Here is an 18,443-nt window from a genome sequence, read left to right as displayed (position 1 = left end):
CGACAAGAGTCACACCCCAACATCAGGACATCCAGGGAGCACGACCATGAAGAACGCATTCCCCTCCCGTCGGCGAACCGGCAAACAGCGGCTGGCCATACTGGCACTGGCCCTGGGTGGACTGCTGGGTTCGGGTAACGCGGTGTCTTCAGGTATTCCCGTAGTCGATGTGGGGCATATCGCCGTGCAAGTACAGGAGTTCGGTACAGAGGCTCTTCGCTGGGGCGAACAGGGGCAGCAGTGGCTCAAAGAAGCCCAGCAGTTCACCCAGCAGTACAACAGTTTCCTGTCCAACATCCAGAACATGCAGTCTGCGTTCGGCCTGCCGCAGGGTACGCCGCTGGAGCCGGTCGAGGAAAACTACATGGTGCAGGAGCGCTGTGGCGACGCCTACGGCGGCGGCGTGGCAGGCGTGCTCGGCAGGATGACCGGCTTCACGCTGTCGGACAATCCCCAGCAGAAGCGCTGGGAGTATTGCGCCTCTTTGCAGCGGATGCGCAACAAGCAGTACAACGAGATGGTGGCCTATCTGCAGGAGACCATGCCGCAGATGCATCAGGAGCTGAACCAGGCTGGCAACAGCTTTACCGGTGGGCAGAAGACCGAGGGCGAGATGAACGCCTATTCGGCGAAGCTGCAGAAGGTCAAGGGCGACATCGCCAAGTCGAACGAGGAGTTCGATGCCCGGATGAAAGCCTATGACACCTTTGCAAAGGCGATAGAGATCAACCAGGGCACGCTGAGCCGCGCGGCCATGCGCGGCCATTCCGGCCTGCTGACGAAGGTTGCCGCCACGGCGGTGATGTACCAGGCGTTGTGCGGCGGCGGCCAATGTGACGATTGACGCCTGTGCGGGAACGATGCAATAGGCACGCCGAAACACACCCGTGGAGCGGTCGGCCACAGCGATGGAAACAATGCAGATGACGATGCAGGGATTCGAGATCTTCACCGGCCTGTTGGGCCAGGGCGCATGGGACTGGTTGATGCCGAAGGCGTCTCTGATCGACGACTTCGGCGACTTCGTGTTCTTCCAGTACGTACTGGACCGCCTGGAGCATGACATCCGGGTGTTCGGCGAGGGCGTGATCGGCCGGGTGATGGATCTGGTGCAACTGGTCGCGCTGACCCTGCTGACGCTGTGGGTGTTCGTGCAGGGCTACCGCGTCCTCACCGGGCAGATGCGCGAGCCGCTGATGCAGATGATGACCGGTACGCTGCGCGCGGTGCTGATCGTGACCGCGGCGGTGTCGTTCGGCGCCTTCGACGAGCCGATCACCCGCTACGTGACCACCGACATGAAGGACGGGATCTACTGGGTGATCACCGGCGAGGAAGGTTCGCCGGAAGATGAGATCGACAGCAACCTGGGCTGGATGCAGGTGGCGATGTCGAGCCTGGACGTGCTGGAAACCGGCGGCGACCTGGATGCGGGCAACGAGAAGGAGCGTGCGATCGCGATGGTCGGGGTCGGCACCGGCGGCCCGGCGCTGGTGGCCGGCGCGCTGCTGCTGATGTACCAGGTGGCGATGGCGCTGTTCATCGGCCTGGGTCCGATCTTCATCCTGTGCCTGCTGTTCAATGCGACCAAGAGCCTGTTCCAGCGCTGGCTGCTGTACGGGATCGGCACGATGTTCAGCATGGCGGTGCTGGCCGCGATGACGTCGATCGCGCTGCGGATGGTGACGGACGTCGCTGCCGGCATGTGGACGTCGGATGCGATCGGAACCCTGCTGCTGGGCGGCGAGTCGATGGGTTACAGCAGCCGCGCGCTGCAACAGGGTGGCATGGGTCTGATCCTGACCCTGTTGCTACTGACCGTGCCCCCGATGGCGGCGAACTTCTTCCAGGGCTCACTCGGTCAGTTCAGCGCCTATGCCACGATGGGCGCGCACCTGAACACCGGTCCGCCGCAGATGGGGGCGTACTCGGGTGGTGGCGGTGGTGGCGGTGGTGGCTATGGAGCGCCTCCGGCTTATCAGCCGATGCAGCCAGTAGCTACTACTGCGAGAAATACGGACCGTGATTCGATGGGGGACTTCCACCGAACCCAAACAGGACCTTTGGCTGGTCAGTCCACCGCGGATGATGCAATCCGAAGGGACTCGTCACCTCGGGACCGTGGATGATGTGATGGGTGTCGGATTCACACCGCGCTCAGCCACATTTGCCTACAACGCAGCGTAGGCTCTTTGGCAGAGAGCGTCGCCATGGGTGGCGAGGGAGGCAGACATGAAACTTCAGGTACCACTGTTACTTGTTCTCCTGGCAGCGGGTAGCGCTCATGCTCAGATGAACAACAATCAGTATCACCAGCAGCAACAGCGAGTCCAGAGTCAGAACCATGCGGCTGAGCAGAATCGACTGGGGTACATGACCCAACAACAGCAGATGCAGCAGCAACTGCCGCCCCCTCCGCCCCAGCCCACGGGCTGGTGGGAGACGACTTGGGGAGCGTTGGCGCCTTCGCCGGTGGGCGGGGTGCTGGGTGCAGCAGTGGGGGCGAGCAGCAAGGAAGAGGCGGAGCGTTTAGCGATAGCGGACTGCGAAGCAAAAGGGGGGGGGGCATGTAGAAGTAAGCCGTTCGCTTTTGATAATCAGTGCGCTGCGATGATCTTGGGAGAAAATGAGTTCACTTTGTCGAATGCGGAAACCGAGGATGAAGCTATCGATCAGGGTATGAGCGACTGCAGGAAGGATAGTGAAGAGTGTGAACTCTATTACTCTGCCTGCTCCAAGCCGGTCTTTCACCGTTATTAACGAGAGCAATTGCCCGGTTGCCACTTCGAGCAAGGATGCTCAAGCCGGCTACAGCATGTGGTGCCCCTTGAAACGGGCTTGATGGAGCATAGGGAATGTCGCCAAGAGGCGCGATGTTGAGGGATCGATGGGCAGCGGTGCCGCCGGCCCTTTTGATGTTCTCGGCCGTCGCGTGCAGTGCATCCCTGAGCGACAAGCCCCAGCCCGAGTACCGCGAGAGCGCGAACCCGCAGCACGCTTACCGGCCAACGATGCGCATCGATGATGCGCTGGGTCCGTTCCGGATCATGGTGGGTGCCGCGCAGTACGACGTGGTCAACCGCGAGTGCCTGCCGCCGCCCAAGGAGAATCCGGGCGGGCGCTCCTCGCCGGTGCCGACCTACGACATCCCGTTCGAGTTGGCCGAGGTATTCGATGGTTTGTGCACAGGCGTCGTGTATAGGGATGGCATGGTCGACGAGGACTGTCACGGGCGCGGCGTCTGTCGTTGGGATCCGGCCCAGGTGCGGCTGAAGGCGACCGGTGCTGAAGATGAGACGAAATTCATCGCCAGTCTGAGCGGTGAGGAGCTTCAGTCTGGTGCATCCACGACAGTCCATTATTGGAAAGGCGGCTACCCCGCATCGAAGATTGAGAACTACCCTGATCATGGTGGGTCCAGCGCTGAAGGGTACAAGCCCGAGATGCGGGGGCAGCTGTTCACGATCACATTGGCCCCGGAGGAGGCAGCATCATGAGCGTGACCTCGCACGAGGACTGTGGCAACGCGATTAATTCGAAGGGAGCAGGCGTCATGATCAAAGCTGGCTCGCTGCCGCTTCTATTGATCGGCGCACTAGTGCTTTCCGGGTGCGGTGTTCATCGGCCCGCGCCATATAACCTGGGTGTGGGCATGTTCTCTGTCGATCCTGAAAAAGAGATCGAGCAGATGGATGCTCTCGCCAAGCGCCTCAAAAATGAGCTCGCCATGGGGAAGTCGGTGGTGCTGTCCCCCATTTTCAGTGACGCGGCTCGCAGCGGAGGGTATCGCGGCAAGGACGGCCTGAATGTGCTTTGGGAAAACCCGAGCCAGGAGGGAGGAAGCTACTCGCTTACCTGGCTCGGAGCCACGCAGGTTCGAGTCAATGGTCGAGATTACCTGGTATCGGTGGAGCGGCCAGGCAGGTACAGCCTCAAGGCTGTCAGGTACGTTGCGAGGAACGCAAGTTTGGACGGGATGGAGCTGGCCCAGGAGCCAGTCCGTTCAAGAGGGATCGGAGTGGTTTACCTGAGCAATGGAACATATGCTGCCCATGAATGGACGCAGGAGTGGAAGGACGAAATTTCATGGAATGAGTACCGCCTCCAGACTTATTGCACTCCCACTGTTGGCGGTCATTGCATTTCCAGCAGTGCAATGGAGGCGCAGAAGCGCGTGGCTCGGCCTGCGGGGTACCAGCCGACCGTGAAGGAGGTGGACAGGCCCGCTGTCAATGCGTCGATCTCCCTGGATCGCGACTTTGCATCGTTTGAGCTGCGGGCAGGTGAAGTGGTTCTTGTCGATGGAGTGTTCGCAAGGCCGCCGAATGTGTGGTTTGACGACGCGTCATGTGAGGCAGGTGCCGGGGATGATGTCAAGTGCGATCTGAGTGGGTTTGCCATGCAAAGGATCGCGGCGTCGATCGATGACCTGCGTGCGGGTCTGACCGAGGACATGCTGGGTCCTAACAGACGGAAACGAGAGTTGAACATGAGTGCGCCAAACTACAGCGTTCCGAGTCCGAGGCTCGCTGAGGTATTGTCTGCGGCATCTTATCGGGAGGTCAGCTTTGCTGCAGTTCCTGGTGAAATTGATGACGAGTGGGGGCAGCAATACTATTTGGGAAAGAACTGATTTTTTAGGGTCAGACCTGAGATGAAGTGTCGGACTTGAGCCGTGGGCTCGCTTGAAACAGGAACGGCTATTCGTTGTTTTGCCTGAATTCTTCAATCTTCAAGGACATGGATGATGTATAGGGATCGATGGGTAGCGATGCTGTCGGCCCTTTTGATGTTCTCCGCCGCCGCATGCAGTGCACCCATGAATGACAAACCCCGTCCCGAGTACCGAGAGAACCTGAACCCACAGCAGGCTTACCGGCTGACGATGCGTATCGACGACGCGCCGGGCCCGTTCCAGGTCATGGTCAGTGCCGTGCAGTACGACGTGGTCAACCGCGAGTGCCTGCCGCCGCCCAAGGACAATCCGGGCGGGCGCTCCTCGCCGGTACCGACCCACGACATCCCGTTCGAGCTGACCCAGGTATCCGATGGCGTATACACGGGCGTCGTGTATGCGGACGGCATGGTCGACGAGGATTACCACGGACGCGGTGTGTGCCACTGGGAGCTGATCCAGGCCCAGGTGCAGCTGAAGGCAACCGGCGCGGAAGGCGAGACGAAGTTCATTCCCAGCCTGAGTCGAGATGAACTTCTAGCGGGTAGCCCGACTGTTCTCTACTTCATCAAGAAGGGCTATCCCAGGCATCCCGAATCGACACTGGATAAGCCGTTTACCTTCGGTCAAGCGGATCGCTCTCGAATGGCTTCATACCTTAAGGATGGAGACCTTTTCACGATTACCCTGGTGGCAGAGGAGGCCGCGCCATGAGCATGAGCTCGCAGGACTACGCCGAACTCGCGGAGCACAGTTACGACCGCAGTGGTGAGATGCGGGACCTGGTGAACAAGGAAGTCACGCTGGAGGGCGTGAGGTACAAGGTGCTGGACTTCGTCGACAACCCAGATAATGGCTATCAGGGAACGATCTATCAGCGCATGGACAGCGGCGAACTGATCGTCGCTCACCGCGGCACCGAGTTCGAGCGCGAACGCTGGCAGGACCTGATCAAGACCGATGGTGCAATGGTGGTTGGGCGTACCAACTTGCAGGCTGACGATGCGCTTGCTTTGGCCAAGAGGGCTCGGGAACTTGCCGGGGATCCGATGGTGGCGGGACCATACGGTGACAAACTTGAAGTCACCACCACCGGCCACTCCCTGGGTGGCACGCTGGCGCAGATCACCGCGCATCACTACGACCTGTGTGGGGAGACCTTCAACGCCTACGGTGCGGTCAGTCTGAGCTACCGGATTCCGGAAGGCGGCGACCGGATGATCAATCACGTGACCGCGGCGGACATGGTGAGCTCGGGCAGCCGTCATTACGGCCAGGTGCGGGTGTATGCGATGCCGCAGGAGATCGAGATGCTGCGAGATCGCGGGTACGCGAACAACGACTCGCGGCTCCTCGATCCGCGCAACATGCTCGGCGCGGCGATCGATGGAATCGGCTCGCACGACATGCACTATTTCCGCAACGTGGACGGCGATGGCCGACCGGATCGGTCGGTGCTGTCGGATCCGCGCACACAGGCGCTGGCCCGGAGCCATGCTCCGATGATCGAGAAGTACCGTGAAGACGTCGAGGGGATGCGGCAGGGCCTGGCCAATGTCCTTCGCGGCCCGGGCGGTGTATTGCAGGACGGCATCGACCGCCTGCGCGGACCGGTCGAGGCCGGGGAGCCTGCAGCACGGGAAGCCCGTGAGCAGGCGGATCGCGAGGCGCGTGAAGCGGCGCGGGCGCGTCCGTATCGCGGAGGTTCGGGACTGTTCGATCCGGACGGGCCGCTGAAGTGGCCGGACTCGTTGCCGCGGGGCGAGATGGGCGGTCCTCCGCTGCGCGCCGGCGCGGACGCAGGCGCGCGCCTGGACCGCCTGCTGGCGGGCGGGATCGATCCAGCCCGCCAGCAGGAATGGGATCGCGAGCTGGCCGTGCACCGCCAGCGCACCGACCCGGCGCAGGAACAGGATGTCCTGCAACAGCGGAACCAGCAGCAGACGGCCGAGCCGGCCGGCATGGCACGATGAGTCCGCAAGGCGGGATGGCAGAATGAAGAAGATCGTCCGCCACATGTCACCCGCCGTGGCTCGCCGCTGCAAAGCGAAGCAGTCGTTTGGTCATCTTGATTGTGTAAGTAAAAACGGGCCGGGGAGGCGCATGTTTCCAGCCGCGAATCCACTTTCGGACCGCTCCATCAACACGAGAGTGTGAACAGATGAAACCGCGATCGGGTATGTCGATGTCCCCTCTCGCCATGATGGTGTCGCTTGCCCTGGCCATCGCCGTGGCCGCTTGCGATGCGGAACGCCCGCCGGACGGCGGGTCTACGGTCGCGGCCGAAGTTGCCGGCGACTCCCCCACTGAGCAGGATGTTGTAGGAATGGAAAAAGAAAAGACCCAGCAACACGTCGTCGTGCCGCCGGCACCGGACAGCGTCCTGTACCTGATCTACCAGAAGGACGGTGACGGCGCGACCTCCTACGAGATCGCCAACGGCGCGTGGGTGACCTACTGGTACGGCCACTCGTTCGAACTCGACGGCAAGCGCTATTTCACCGGTTTTGCCCATGCCACCCGGGAAGTCTTCCCGGGGGACGAGACCGCGTCCGGCCCGGAAAACCAGGTCTTCCTTTCGCACGCCACCTTCCAGCTGGTCGACGAGAACGCCGACAAGCCCTGGAGCTTCGTCGGCGCGGAACCGTACATCGGCAAATTCGGCGCCTACGACAAGGGCAACTCGATCGACGAGGGGCGCAAGGCGCAGGAGTTCCCGACATCGGACGGACGCCTGCTGCTCGCGGTGCCGACCTGGTCGCTGCAGTCGGGCGTGCGCATCGATTCCTTCGACATGTTCGTGTTCAATCCGGCCGAGGAGATCCCGGTCGATGAGCATCACTGGAGCTATGTCGGCAATGTCTTCGCCGGTGAAGACAACGCCGCGGCATGCGACGAGGAGGGCGGCACGCTGCCCTGCGTGAAGAGCACCGGCAAACTGCAGTTCGTCCCTGCAGACGTCGGCCCGATGCCGGTACTCAGGGTCGTGCGCGATGGCACCATTATCGAGGGGCCCGGCAAGACGCGGGCGCTCGGCCCGTCCGACGCCGTCGAGTACCACTTCGACGCCGAGGACAAGAAGTATCGGACGAAGGACCTGTGACTACTCCGTTCCACCCGGTTGACCGAGAACACAAGGCGCAAGGATTCGCCCGGTTGACGCAACGCGGCCAGACCGCGCATCAACATTCTCAAGGAGCAGTAAATGGACCGTGACTACACCCGACAGGAAGTCCTGGACATCATCGAACGCGAGGCGAACGAGCGCGGCATTCCCCGCGACGACTTCCTGCGCTTCGCCTACATCGAGACCGGCGGCCGGTTCGACGAGCACGCTTCGCGCGGCGCGGCCGGTGCGAAGGGCCTGTTCCAGTTCGTCCCCGGCACCGCGGCGCAGTACGGCATCGCCGGCCGCGAGTTCGACGCCGTGGCCAATACCGACGCGGCGGCGCAGTTGTACCTGGACAACCGCCAGCAGCTGGTCAACCGCCAGGAGCGGGATGGCCGCCCATACCTGTCGGGCAATCCCGAACCCGACGGGCTCGACATGTACCTGGCGCACCAGCAGGGCGCGGGCGGTTATCGCTCGCTGCAGCATGCGATCGCCACCGGCGAGTTCCGGCTCGAGAGCACCCGCGCCAACCTGATCAACAACGTCAGCTCGCGCGACATCGAGGCCATTACCGGCCACAGCTACGCCGAGTTCCGGCAGATGTCGGATCGCGACATGGCGAGCACCTTCGTCGAATACTGGGATACGAAGTTCGACCGCGTGCGGATTCCGGAGAAGGGCATCGAGCCGGTGGCGCAGACGCCGGCCGAACGCGTGCCCGAGCCGGCCGCGGCGGGCATCGCCCTGGAGGCCGCGCATGCGATGAGCCTCAGGTACGACCACGTGCGGTACGGGTTCGGCGACAAGAATCCCGACAGCGGCCGGGTCGACTGCTCGGGCTGGGTCGTCGCGATGCAGAACGCGACGATGGACGAGATCAACGGCAAGGCCGGCCGCGAGGTGTTCGGGCGCGAGGACCGGTTCAGCCCCGGCTACGACTCGGCGGCCGCGATCGTCGAGAAGGCGCAGGAGCGGTCGGGCGTCCTGCTCACCGGCGACCAGGTCACCCTCGGCGCGCTCAGGGAAGGCATGGTGATCGGCGAGGACAACGGCGCCAAGTCCTGGGACGCCGGTCGTTTCAAGGGCATCGACCATATCGTGATGGTCGTCCGCGACCCCGGCACCGGCGAGCTGATGGCGAGCCAGTCGCGCGGCGGCGAGGGCGTCGAACTGTCCCCGCTGGATGACTATCTGGCCGGCAAGCAGGCGCGTGGCGTGAAGCTGTTCGCCAGCGACCCGCTGCTGGAAGCGCGCGAGCTGCTGCAGGACCGGGGGCAGTCCCGCGATCGTGGTGAAACCGGGCCGACCCCGCCGCAGGCGGGCGCCCGCGGCGCGATGGCCGACGGCCTGCTCCGTCAGGGCGAGAACGGCGCCGAGATCCAGCGCCTGCAGGAAAACCTGCGTGAGCTGGGCTACACCGGTCGCGATGGCCAGCCGTTGTCGCTGGACGGCGACTTCGGCGCGAACACCGAACACGCGGTGCGCGCCTACCAGCGCGACAAGGGCCTGGACGTGGATGGCGTCGCCGGTCCGCAGACCCTGGGAGCTCTCGACAGGCAACTGTCGGCCAGGGCCCGAGAGCCGATGGCCGATGACGTGCTCCGCAATGGCGAGCGGGGCGAGGATATCCGCCGGTTGCAGGAGAACCTGCACGAGCGCGGTTACACCGGCCGCGACGGTCGACCGCTGGCGCTGGATGGCAACTTCGGCGCGAACACCGAGCACGCGCTGCGCGACTACCAGCGCGACAACGGGCTGAAGGTGGACGGCATCGCCGGCCCGCAGACGCTGGGCGCACTCGCCGGACAGCAGGCCGAGCGGAGCGACGCCGGTTCGCGCCTGGATCGCCTGATGGCCGGCCAGGTCGACCCGGCCGCGAAGGAGGCCTGGGAACGCGATGTCGCCGCGAATCGCCAGCGTGCGGCAGAGGCGCAGGACCAGGACATCCAGCTTCAGGCAGAGCAGCAGGCGCAGGCGGGACATGGGCGTTGATCGCTCATGGAGGGGCCTTGGACGCGTCAGTGGCCCCGGTTTCCCCGTCCGCACGGACGCTGGCAGCGGTCGCGAGGTGCACGATGTCTGAGCGCACGATTCCCGCAAGCACGATGTCCGGATACATGATTTCGAAAAACGGAACGTTGTCGAAGAACCGGTGGGCAGCGGCGCTGTCGGTTCTTCTCCTGTCCTCCACGGCCGCATGCAGTGCATCCATGAACGACACGCCCACGCCCGAAAGCAAGCCCGAGTACCGGGAGAATCCGGATCCGCAGCACAAGCGCCGCCTGCGGGTGCGGATCGAGAATGCCCCGGGGGCGTTCGGCTGGGTGCACGGCACGATGCAGTTCAACGTCGACAACACCGAATGCCTGCCGCCGCCGAAGGACAACCCGGGTGGACACACATCGCCGGTGCCGATGCAGATGATTCCGTTCGAACTCGTGCGCGAATCCGATGGCGAGTACGTGGCGACCGTGTTCACCGACGGCATGATCGACGAGGACTACCACGGCCGCGGCGTGTGCCACTGGAAGCTGCTCAACGTGCAGGTCCAGCTGAAGGCCACCGGTGCGGACAGCGAGACGCTGTTCATGGCGGACATGTTCGGACGCGAGCTGGCGGCTGGAGAAGAGAAAACGATCTACTACACCAAGCAAAGCTATCCACGACATCCGGAAACCAAGCTGGAAAAACCTTTCAGCTCGGGTCAGACGGATCGTTCGAAGATGGCTTCGTATCTCACGGATGACGATACGTTTACAATCACTCTTACTACGCAGGAGGCGACACCATGACGATCAATAGCCAGCAGTATGCGAACCTGGCAGACCATTCCTACGATCGCCACGGCAACATGGCACAGTTGGCCGCACGGCAGGAGGTCATCGAGATCGAGGGGATCGATTACAAGGTGCTCGATCATGTGGACAATCCGCGCAACGGATACCAGGGCACGATCTATCAGCGGGTGGACACCGGCGAGATCGTCGTTGCCCACCGCGGCACCGAGTTCGACCGCGAGCCGCTGCAGGACGGCCTGACCGATGCGGGCATGGTGGTATCGCGCCACAACGCCCAGGTTGACGACGCGATCGGGCTTACACGGCGTGCCCGCGAATACGCGAGCGATCCGGCGATGGTCGAGCGTTACGGCCACGCCCCCGAGGTCAGCGTCACCGGACACTCTCTAGGCGGTGCATTGGCCCAGGTCACCGCGCATCACTACGACCTCCGCGGCGAGACCTTCAACGCCTACGGCGCGGTCAGCCTGAACCGGCGTATTCCCGAGGGTGGCGACCAGGTCGTCAACCACGTGATGGCGACCGACCCGGTCAGCGCCGCCAGCCCGCATTACGGGCAGGTCCGGATCTATGCCCAGCCGGACGAAATCGGCCGCCTCCACACCAGCGGCTACCACGACAACCGCATCGTCGATGCGCTGGTTTCGGATCTGCCGCTGGTGGCCGCGGGGCGCTCGTTCGGCGCCCACAGCATGCATCACTTCCTGAACGTCGACGGCGACGGTCGCCCCGACGTGTCGAGTCTGCGCGACCCGGAAGCACGGCGACTCGCGGGCGAGCACGAGCGGATGATCGGCGACTACCGCGGTGATGTCGAAGATCTCCGCCGTGGCGTCACCAACATCAGTCGTGGGCCGGCCGGCTGGGTGCAGGACGGCGTCGACTGGCTGCGTGGACCGGTGCCGGCAGGCGAGGGCGCGCGGGAGGAAAGGGAGCGCAGCCCGGCGGCCGCCGACGCGCACTCGCGCCTGGACCGCTTGCTGGCAGGCCAGGTCGATCCGGCGACCCGCGAGTCCTGGGACCGCGAGGTGGCCGCGCATCGCGAGCGGATGGAACCGGGCCGCGAGCAGGAGAACGAGCTGATACGGAATCAGGCCCATCAGCCGCAGCAGATGGAAATGGGGCGCTGATCGCCACGCGCAGCGTCATGGCGACGCAGGCGCAGTTCGACAAGCTGTAAGGGGAGGGGCCTTGCGATGCATCGGCAGGGTGGACGGTCCGGGGTGTTGGGGAATGCTTCGGGACGGTCCGGCAAGGCGGTTGGAAAGATTCCTGCCAACGAGGCCGCCGTTTCCGCCTGCGGGCGGAAACGGGGCCGTCAACAATCGTTGTTCTCAAGGCGTCGGGTTCCGGCGGCAACGGCCGCGATGACGTCAAACCGCGTAACAAGGGAGTGTCTGATCATGAGGAAGAAACTGCTAGTTGCCGCGCTGGCGCTCGCCGGCGCCTTCGGTTCGATCGGTTCGGCCAGCGCGCAGGACATGCTCACCGGGGACACCCGGCTGGCCTGCGAGGCGATCCTGTGCCTGTCGTCCGGCACCCGTCCAGGCGAGTGCAGCCCGTCGCTGTCGCGCTACTTCGGCATCAAGATGAAGAAGCTGTCGGATACGCTGAAGGCGCGGCTGAACTTCCTGCAGCTGTGTCCGGCGTCGAGCCAGTCATCCGAGATGTCCAATCTGGTCGAGGCGATTTCACGCGGGGCCGGCCGCTGCGATGCGCAGTCGCTGAACCGCACTCTGGTCTTCTGGCGTGGCAGCTGGGACGACGGCGATACCTACATCAGCAACCAGATGCCGGGTTACTGCGCAGCCTACACCGGGCACCAGTACACCGATCTCGACGACACCGCGCCGCGCTACGTCGGCGATCCGAACCGCGGCGGCCACTGGGTCGAGTCGCAGAACTACGAGAGCGCGCTGGCCGCCTACAACGATCGCATCCGCAAGGAGGACGAGGCGCGCCGGAACGGCCTGTACGACTACAGGAATTCCAGGTAAGCGGCTGCAGATGAATCGAACCCGGGCCGTCACCGACGGCCCGGGGTGCGTTCACGCCGCGCGGGCCCAGGCGCATCGAGGTTCGCGAGGACAGGCCTGCCCGCAGCCGGACAGAAGGGGACACGGGACCCCGCCGCCCGGAGCGATGCGAAGAGCGGGCATCGGGCAGGTCCGGAGGATGCCTGGCATGACCTCCGATCGGGATGATCCTCCTCCGTGACGCCCAGGCCCGGCCATGCAGGGTGCTGGCGAAGGCGGCACTACGACCCGCGCCTCCGCACGCGGGCGACGCGTTTACGGCGGAGCGGGTCCTCCGCCGACATTGTCCGGCCATGCGGCTGGCAGCGGCCAAGCCGCCGGTTTCGCAATCAGTCCTGCCCGTCCTTCAGCACCCGCCCGAACAGTTCGTGGATGCGGCGGTACTCGTCGTACCAGCTGTCGGGATGGACGAAGCCGTGGCGCTCCAGCGGATAGCTGGCGAGCTCCCACTTGTCCTTGCGCAGTTCGATCAGCCGCTGGGCCAGCATCACCGAGTCCTTGTAGAACACGTTGTCGTCGATCATGCCGTGCGCGATCAGCAGGTGGTCCTGCAGGTGCTCGGCGTACTCGATCGGCGAGGACTTGAGGTAGGCCTCGGGGTCGAGCCCGGGCGTGTTGAGGATGTTGGACGTGTACTCGTGGTTGTACTGGGACCAGTCGGTGACCGGTCGCAGTGCGGCGCCGGCCTTGAACACGCCCGGCTCCCGGAACAGCGCCATGAAGGTCATGAAGCCGCCGTAGCTGCCGCCGTAGATGCCGGCACGGTCGCGATCGCCCTGCTTCTCGGCGACGAGCCACTCCAGGCCGTCCAGATAGTCCTCCAGCTCGGGATGGCCCATCTGCCGGTAGATCGCCGTGCGCCAGTCGCGTCCCAGGCCGGCGCTGGCGCGGTAGTCGAGGTCCAGGACGATGTAGCCCTCCTGCACCAGCAGGTTGTGGAACATCTGCTCGCGGAAGTAGGCGGGGTACCGATCGTGCACGTTCTGCAGGTAGCCGGCGCCGTGCACGAACATCACGATCGGATACCGGCGACCGGGCTCGTAGGTCTTCGGGCCGTAGAACTTGCCCCAGATGTGGCCGGCGCCGTGGCGGCTGGGCACCTGCACGTATTCGGGCTCGATCCAGTCGCGGCCCCTGAACGCGTCGCTGCGGGTGTCGGTCAGCTGCGCCAGGCCGCTGCCGTCGGTGTCCAGCACGGCGAGCTGCGGCGGCAGATAGCTGTCGGAGTGGCGGACCAGCAGCCGCCGACCGTCGGGCGACAGCGCGAAATCCTCCACGCCGTCGAGTGCGGTGATCTCGCGCACGGCGCCGCCGTCGCGGTCGACCGCGCAGATTTCGTAATCGCCGGGCCAGTCGCGATTGCAGGTGAAGTAGAAGCTGCGGCCGTCGGCGGAAAGTTGCGGCTGCGAGACTTCCCAGGGGCCCGAGGTCAGCGCGCGCAGGCGACCGCCACCGCCGGCTTGGCCGATGTACAGATGGGAGTACCCGCTTTCCTCCGACAGCAGCCACAGGGCGCCGTCGGGCGTCCAGCCGAAATCGTTGTAGCGCCAGTTGATCCACGCCGGGTCGGTCAGGCGATGGCGGGCCTGCAGCGTCGCTGAGGCGACCTGAGCGGCAGCCGGGCTCACCGTCGCGATCCAGCGGTCCTTGTTGTCGATCGCGCGTAGCAAAACCGCGGCCTGGCGGCCGTCGTCGCTCCAGTGGATCGCCGGGCCGGTGCCATCGCCATCGGTCTCGACCCGCACCGCGCGGTCGCCCTTCAGCGCTTCCTGGCCGGCGGCCTTGCGCAGCGCCGCCAGCGGATCGTCGCCGATGCCGGGCAGCGCATCGAATTTCAGCTCGGCGGCCTCGCCGGTCGCGGTTTCGACCAGCCACAGCCGGTGCGGCAGCGGTGCCTTGCGGCCGACCCGGGTGCGGACCTCCTCGAACTCCTCGTAGCCGGATTCGGTCACGTACTTGGGCATCTTGCCGGTGGTGCCGGCATCGCCGTCGCGTGCCACGGTGACCGCCAGCAGCCAGCGGCCATCCGGGGAAAGCGCGCTGTCCTCGATTGCCACGTCCTTGCCGAGGTATGCGGGCTTCGGCGCGCGGGTCGGATCGGCACCGCGCCATGCCTCCTCCTGCTCGCGCACCGCCTCGCGCTGGGCGCGTTCGGTGCGCAGGGTCTCGATCAGGCGCAGCTGGCGGTCGCGCAGGTCGTCGGCCTTCGGCGCCTGTCCCGGGTCATCCTCCGCCTTGACCAGCGCTGCCTGGCGCAGGCCCTGGCCGGCACGCCACTGGAACCAGTCGTTGCCGGCGCGGAACACCAGGTTGCCGTCGCCGCTCCACTGCGGCCGCGATTCGGCGGTGTCGCTGCGGGTGACCTGGGTCAGCGCGCCGCTGCGCAGGTCGCGGACGAAGATGTCGCCGTTGCGGGCGAACGCGATGCGCGTGCGTTGCGCGTCGTAGGCCGGGTGGGGCGCGTCGAGATCGGCACGGGCGGCGCCATCGATCCGCTGCGCGTCGCCGCCGTCGACCGGCTGCAGCCAGGTGTCGCGGACCGGCGATCCCGCGCGCTTGAGGCGGTACTGCACGCTGCGGCCGTCCCATGCCCACCATGCGGCCTCGACCGGCGGACCGATCCAGTCCGGGTCGGCCATCGCCTGGGTCAGCGTCAGCGGCTGCGACGGCTGCAGCGTCGGCGTGGAATCGCCGGCCAGGGCAGAAGACGCGGCGGCCAGCAACGCCGTCGCGAGCAGCGTGGCGAGCGGAAGGCGGGAATGTGAAAGTCGCATCGTGTGGGCGTTCCGGCGGGAAAACCGCCGCAGCGTAGCAGGCGTGGCCTGTGCCGGATCGGGTCATCGGTCATGGCCGGCTTTCCCCATGCGTCGGGCAGGAGGATAATGACCAGCCGCGGCACCCTCCCCGCGTGCCGTGGAGGCACGTCCCGTGGACCCGTTGCTGCTGTCCCGGATCCAGTTTGGATTCGTCGTTTCGTTCCATATCCTGTTCCCCGCCTTCACGATCGGACTGGCCAGCTGGCTCGCCTTCGTCGAGGCCCGGTGGCTGCGCACCCGCGACACGGTCTGGCGCGACCTCTACTTCTTCTGGACCAAGATCTTCGCCGTCTCGTTCGGGATGGGCGTGGTGTCCGGCATCGTGATGAGCTTCCAGTTCGGCACCAACTGGGCGGTGCTGAGCGAGCAGGCCGGCAACATCCTCGGGCCGCTGTTGAGCTACGAAGTGCTGACCGCGTTCTTCCTGGAGGCGACCTTCCTCGGAGTGATGCTGTTCGGCTGGGGCCGGGTGTCGGAGAAGCTGCACTTCCTGTCGACCTGCATGGTCGCGCTGGGCACGCTGATCTCGACGTTCTGGATCATCTCCGCCAACAGCTGGATGCAGACGCCGCAGGGCCACGAGCTGATCGATGGCGTGTTCCACCCGGCCGACTGGTTCGCGATCATCTTCAACCCGTCGTTCCCGTACCGGCTCGCGCACATGGTGCTGGCGGCGTTCATCACCACCTGCTTCGTGATCGGCGGCGTCAGCGCCGGCTACCTGTACCGAGGCACGCACCGCGAGGCGGCGACGCGGATGCTGCGGATGTCGGTGTTGTTCGCCGCGATCACCGTGCCGGTGCAGATCTTCGTCGGTGATCTGCACGGCCTGAACGCGCGTGAACATCAGCCGATCAAGGTCGCGGCGATGGAGGCGCACTGGGAGCACAAGCCCGAAGGCGAAGGCGTGCCGCTGGTGCTGTTCGCGGTGCCGAACGAGGCGGCCGAGCGCAACGATTACGAGATCGCGATTCCGCGCCTGGGCAGCCTGATCCTGACCCACAGCTGGGATGGCGAGATCGAGCCGCTGACCGCGGTGCCGGCCAGCGAGCGACCGCCGGTGAAGCCGGTGTTCTACAGCTTCCGTGTGATGGTCGGCCTGGGCGTGGCGATGCTGCTGCTGGTGCTGGCCTCGCTATGGGCGTGGTGGCGCAAGCGCCTGTACGACACCCGCTGGGTGTTGGCCGGATGGCGGGCGATGACATTGTCGGGTTTCGTCGCGATCCTCGCCGGCTGGTACGTGGTCGAGATCGGCCGTCAGCCGTACGTGATCTACGGGCTGCTGCGCACCGCCGATGCCGTCAGCCCGATCGAGGGCGCCAGCGTGCTGTCCTCGCTGCTGGTCTACGCGGCGGCCTACGCAATCGTGTTCGGCGCCGGCACCTGGTATCTGTTCAAGCTGGTCCGCAAGGGACCGGTGCCGCAGACGCCGCCATCGCCGGGGACCGGGGAGAAGACGCCAATGCGGCCGCTGTCGGTGCCGGACGAACCGATCGAGGGCGGTGCAGGCAAGGAGGGTGCGTGATGGACATGCAGACCGTGTTGCCGGTGGTGTGGTTCGGCGTGATCGGCTTTGGCGTGCTGATGTACGTGCTGCTGGACGGCTTCGTGCTCGGGCTCGGCATCCTCGCCCCGTTCGCCGAGGACGAGGGCCAGCTCGATCACATGATGAATACCGCCGCGCCGATCTGGGACGGCAACGAGACCTGGCTGGTGCTTGGCGGAGCCGGCCTGCTGGCGGCTTTCCCGAAGGCATACGCGTTGGTGCTGTCGGCGCTGTACCTGCCGGTGCTGCTGATGCTGATCGCGCTGGTGTTCCGGGGCGTCGCGTTCGAGTTCCGCTTCAAGGCCAAGCGGGCCAAGCCCGCCTGGGGCGCGGCGTTCTCGCTCGGTTCGCTGCTGGCGGCGTTCGCGCAGGGCGTGATTCTGGGCGCGCTCGTCGAGGGCATGCCGCTTCAGGGCGGCAAGTACGTTGGCGGCGCATTCGACTGGTTCAGCCCGTTCTCGATGCTGACCGGCGTGGCGGTGGTGTTCGGCTACGCGCTGCTGGGCGCCTGCTGGCTGATCCTGAAGACCGAAGGGGCGCTGCAGCGTATCGCGCGCACGCTTGCGAGGCCGTTGGCGCTCGTCGTAGTGGTGTTCATGGGCCTGGTCAGCGCCTGGCTGCCGTTCCTCGATTCGCGGGTGATGGAGCGCTGGTTCGAGGACGGCAACTTCCTGTGGCTGTCGCCGGTGCCGGTGCTGGTGCTCGCCAATGCCTGGGCGATGTGGCGCGCGGTGATGCGTGAAGGCCGCGACGGAATGCCGTTCCTGCTGACCCTGGGCTTCTTCGTTCTCGGTTTCGCCGGCCTGGTGCTGGGCATGTGGCCATACCTCGTGCCGCCGTCGCTGACGATCTGGGAGGCGGCCTCGCCCCCGTCTTCGCAGGGTTTCGTGCTGGTTGGACTGGTCGTGCTGCTGCCGGTGATCCTCGGCTACACCTGGTGGTCGTACAGCGTGTTCAAGGGCAAGATCGCCGCCGACGTGGGATATCACTAGCCCACGGGGACCCGGGACCCGGTGCCGGGACGCGCGCGGCGTGGCGTGGCGGTGCCTGAACCGCAGCCCTGCCGTGGCGGCAGCGGCTGCGACGGGCGTCGCGCCATCGAGTTCAAGCCGGCCGTGCCGGCGGGTATGCTGTGCGCATCATCACGCCGCAGCCGTTCGCGGGCCGCTCCGGCCCGTCATCACCCACGATGCAAGCCTACGTCTACAAGAGTCTCCGCAAGGCCGACACCTACGTGTACCTGGCCGCGCGCGATGACTTCGCCCGCCTGCCCGAGCCGCTGCGCACCCAGCTGGGCCCGCTCGCCTTCGTGCTCGAGGTCGCGCTGACTCCTGAGCGCAGACTGGCCCGGGAAGATCCCGGGGTGGTCCGCGAGAATCTCGCGGTTCGCGGCTTTCATCTGCAGTTCCCGCCGACCGTGGCGGACCCGATGACGGAGGACTGGGGCACCGATGCCTGAT

General features: G+C 65.4%; 18 protein-coding genes. 16 read left to right on the top strand and 2 right to left on the bottom strand.

What is annotated here, in order from left to right; genetic code table 11:
• Positions 1 to 46: 46 nt before the first annotated feature.
• The 10 genes from L3V18_RS07665 to L3V18_RS07620 all read left to right on the top strand — a co-directional run bounded on the left by L3V18_RS07665 (position 47) and on the right by L3V18_RS07620 (position 9,779).
• Positions 47 to 844: a hypothetical protein gene (locus L3V18_RS07665; RefSeq protein ID WP_237054082.1), complete on the top strand. Its 798-nt coding sequence runs from the start codon at positions 47 to 49 to the stop codon at positions 842 to 844.
• Positions 845 to 923: 79 nt separating this feature from the next.
• Positions 924 to 2,129, top strand: coding sequence for a TrbL/VirB6 family protein (locus L3V18_RS07660; protein WP_237054081.1), 1,206 nt, complete (start codon positions 924 to 926; stop codon positions 2,127 to 2,129).
• A gap of 103 nt (positions 2,130 to 2,232) precedes the next feature.
• A complete protein-coding gene (locus L3V18_RS07655; RefSeq protein WP_237054080.1) occupies positions 2,233 to 2,760 on the top strand; it encodes a DUF4189 domain-containing protein in 528 nt (175 codons plus the stop codon).
• Between the two features lie 95 nt (positions 2,761 to 2,855).
• The gene (locus L3V18_RS07650) at positions 2,856 to 3,497 is read left to right on the top strand and encodes a hypothetical protein (protein ID WP_237054079.1); all 642 of its coding nucleotides are present in this window, start codon (positions 2,856 to 2,858) and stop codon (positions 3,495 to 3,497) included.
• On the top strand, positions 3,494 to 4,633 hold the full coding sequence (locus tag L3V18_RS07645) for a hypothetical protein (RefSeq protein ID WP_237054078.1): 1,140 nt from the start codon (positions 3,494 to 3,496) through the stop codon (positions 4,631 to 4,633). Before L3V18_RS07650 ends, L3V18_RS07645 begins: the two co-directional genes overlap by 4 nt.
• Positions 4,634 to 4,819: 186 nt before the next feature.
• Positions 4,820 to 5,389, top strand: a complete 570-nt coding sequence (locus L3V18_RS07640; protein WP_237054077.1) for a hypothetical protein — start codon at positions 4,820 to 4,822, stop codon at positions 5,387 to 5,389.
• Positions 5,386 to 6,648: a Tle-like phospholipase domain-containing protein gene (locus tag L3V18_RS07635; RefSeq protein WP_255783820.1), complete on the top strand. Its 1,263-nt coding sequence runs from the start codon at positions 5,386 to 5,388 to the stop codon at positions 6,646 to 6,648. The genes L3V18_RS07640 and L3V18_RS07635 overlap by 4 nt, the downstream gene beginning before the upstream one ends.
• Before the next feature lie 22 nt (positions 6,649 to 6,670).
• On the top strand, positions 6,671 to 6,832 hold the full coding sequence (locus L3V18_RS07630; RefSeq protein WP_237054075.1) for a hypothetical protein: 162 nt from the start codon (positions 6,671 to 6,673) through the stop codon (positions 6,830 to 6,832).
• Between the two features lie 169 nt (positions 6,833 to 7,001).
• Positions 7,002 to 7,778 carry a hypothetical protein gene (locus L3V18_RS07625; RefSeq protein WP_425493492.1) on the top strand — a complete coding sequence of 259 codons (777 nt, stop codon included), beginning with the start codon at positions 7,002 to 7,004 and terminating at the stop codon, positions 7,776 to 7,778.
• Positions 7,779 to 7,880: 102 nt separating this feature from the next.
• Positions 7,881 to 9,779 carry a peptidoglycan-binding protein gene (locus L3V18_RS07620; protein WP_343226316.1) on the top strand — a complete coding sequence of 633 codons (1,899 nt, stop codon included), beginning with the start codon at positions 7,881 to 7,883 and terminating at the stop codon, positions 9,777 to 9,779.
• A gap of 4 nt (positions 9,780 to 9,783) precedes the next feature.
• Here L3V18_RS07620 and L3V18_RS07610 read toward each other — a convergent pair whose 3' ends face one another.
• Complete coding sequence (locus tag L3V18_RS07610; RefSeq protein ID WP_237054073.1) at positions 9,784 to 9,999, bottom strand: hypothetical protein; 216 nt, start codon at positions 9,997 to 9,999, stop codon at positions 9,784 to 9,786.
• Here L3V18_RS07610 and L3V18_RS07605 point away from each other — a divergent pair.
• The 3 genes from L3V18_RS07605 (at position 9,998) to L3V18_RS07595 (ending at position 12,582) form a co-directional block, all read left to right on the top strand.
• Positions 9,998 to 10,579 (top strand): hypothetical protein, encoded by a 582-nt coding sequence (locus tag L3V18_RS07605; RefSeq protein WP_237054072.1) that lies wholly within the window; start codon positions 9,998 to 10,000, stop codon positions 10,577 to 10,579. The genes L3V18_RS07610 and L3V18_RS07605 overlap by 2 nt on opposite strands.
• Positions 10,576 to 11,715 (top strand): Tle-like phospholipase domain-containing protein, encoded by a 1,140-nt coding sequence (locus L3V18_RS07600; RefSeq protein WP_237054071.1) that lies wholly within the window; start codon positions 10,576 to 10,578, stop codon positions 11,713 to 11,715. Before L3V18_RS07605 ends, L3V18_RS07600 begins: the two co-directional genes overlap by 4 nt.
• A gap of 273 nt (positions 11,716 to 11,988) precedes the next feature.
• Positions 11,989 to 12,582 (top strand): TrbM/KikA/MpfK family conjugal transfer protein, encoded by a 594-nt coding sequence (locus L3V18_RS07595; RefSeq protein WP_237054070.1) that lies wholly within the window; start codon positions 11,989 to 11,991, stop codon positions 12,580 to 12,582.
• A 368-nt stretch (positions 12,583 to 12,950) separates the two neighbouring features.
• Here L3V18_RS07595 and L3V18_RS07590 read toward each other — a convergent pair whose 3' ends face one another.
• Positions 12,951 to 15,395 (bottom strand): S9 family peptidase, encoded by a 2,445-nt coding sequence (locus L3V18_RS07590; RefSeq protein ID WP_237054069.1) that lies wholly within the window; start codon positions 15,393 to 15,395, stop codon positions 12,951 to 12,953.
• Positions 15,396 to 15,549: 154 nt separating this feature from the next.
• On the opposite strand from L3V18_RS07590, the gene L3V18_RS07585 reads away from it, so the two are divergent.
• From L3V18_RS07585 to L3V18_RS07575, 3 genes are all read left to right on the top strand, one after another.
• On the top strand, positions 15,550 to 16,962 hold the full coding sequence (locus L3V18_RS07585) for a cytochrome ubiquinol oxidase subunit I (RefSeq protein ID WP_237054068.1): 1,413 nt from the start codon (positions 15,550 to 15,552) through the stop codon (positions 16,960 to 16,962).
• Positions 16,962 to 17,975, top strand: coding sequence for a cytochrome d ubiquinol oxidase subunit II (gene cydB, locus L3V18_RS07580; RefSeq protein ID WP_237054067.1), 1,014 nt, complete (start codon positions 16,962 to 16,964; stop codon positions 17,973 to 17,975). The genes L3V18_RS07585 and cydB overlap by 1 nt, the downstream gene beginning before the upstream one ends.
• 197 nt (positions 17,976 to 18,172) lie before the next feature.
• Entirely contained in the window at positions 18,173 to 18,442 is a 270-nt protein-coding gene (locus L3V18_RS07575) for a YcgL domain-containing protein (RefSeq protein WP_237054066.1), read from the top strand.
• Position 18,443: the final 1 nt, after the last annotated feature.

Source organism: Marilutibacter chinensis (assembly GCF_021725675.1).
GTDB classification, from domain to species: Bacteria; Pseudomonadota; Gammaproteobacteria; order Xanthomonadales; family Xanthomonadaceae; genus Marilutibacter; species Marilutibacter chinensis.
This window is presented reverse-complemented; position numbering and strand designations above follow the sequence as displayed.

Coding starts and splice junctions, on each gene's coding strand:
- L3V18_RS07660 (WP_237054081.1), top strand. CDS start 924: ATGACGATGCAGGGATTCGAGATCTTCACCGGCCTGTTGGGCCAGGGC.
- L3V18_RS07605 (WP_237054072.1), top strand. CDS start 9,998: ATGAACGACACGCCCACGCCCGAAAGCAAGCCCGAGTACCGGGAGAAT.
- L3V18_RS07595 (WP_237054070.1), top strand. CDS start 11,989: ATGAGGAAGAAACTGCTAGTTGCCGCGCTGGCGCTCGCCGGCGCCTTC.
- L3V18_RS07665 (WP_237054082.1), top strand. CDS start 47: ATGAAGAACGCATTCCCCTCCCGTCGGCGAACCGGCAAACAGCGGCTG.
- L3V18_RS07645 (WP_237054078.1), top strand. CDS start 3,494: ATGAGCGTGACCTCGCACGAGGACTGTGGCAACGCGATTAATTCGAAG.
- L3V18_RS07590 (WP_237054069.1), bottom strand. CDS start 15,395: ATGCGACTTTCACATTCCCGCCTTCCGCTCGCCACGCTGCTCGCGACG.
- L3V18_RS07600 (WP_237054071.1), top strand. CDS start 10,576: ATGACGATCAATAGCCAGCAGTATGCGAACCTGGCAGACCATTCCTAC.
- L3V18_RS07610 (WP_237054073.1), bottom strand. CDS start 9,999: ATGGATGCACTGCATGCGGCCGTGGAGGACAGGAGAAGAACCGACAGC.
- L3V18_RS07575 (WP_237054066.1), top strand. CDS start 18,173: ATGCAAGCCTACGTCTACAAGAGTCTCCGCAAGGCCGACACCTACGTG.
- L3V18_RS07635 (WP_255783820.1), top strand. CDS start 5,386: ATGAGCATGAGCTCGCAGGACTACGCCGAACTCGCGGAGCACAGTTAC.
- L3V18_RS07650 (WP_237054079.1), top strand. CDS start 2,856: ATGTCGCCAAGAGGCGCGATGTTGAGGGATCGATGGGCAGCGGTGCCG.
- L3V18_RS07640 (WP_237054077.1), top strand. CDS start 4,820: ATGAATGACAAACCCCGTCCCGAGTACCGAGAGAACCTGAACCCACAG.
- cydB (WP_237054067.1), top strand. CDS start 16,962: ATGGACATGCAGACCGTGTTGCCGGTGGTGTGGTTCGGCGTGATCGGC.
- L3V18_RS07620 (WP_343226316.1), top strand. CDS start 7,881: ATGGACCGTGACTACACCCGACAGGAAGTCCTGGACATCATCGAACGC.
- L3V18_RS07625 (WP_425493492.1), top strand. CDS start 7,002: ATGGAAAAAGAAAAGACCCAGCAACACGTCGTCGTGCCGCCGGCACCG.
- L3V18_RS07630 (WP_237054075.1), top strand. CDS start 6,671: ATGAAGAAGATCGTCCGCCACATGTCACCCGCCGTGGCTCGCCGCTGC.
- L3V18_RS07655 (WP_237054080.1), top strand. CDS start 2,233: ATGAAACTTCAGGTACCACTGTTACTTGTTCTCCTGGCAGCGGGTAGC.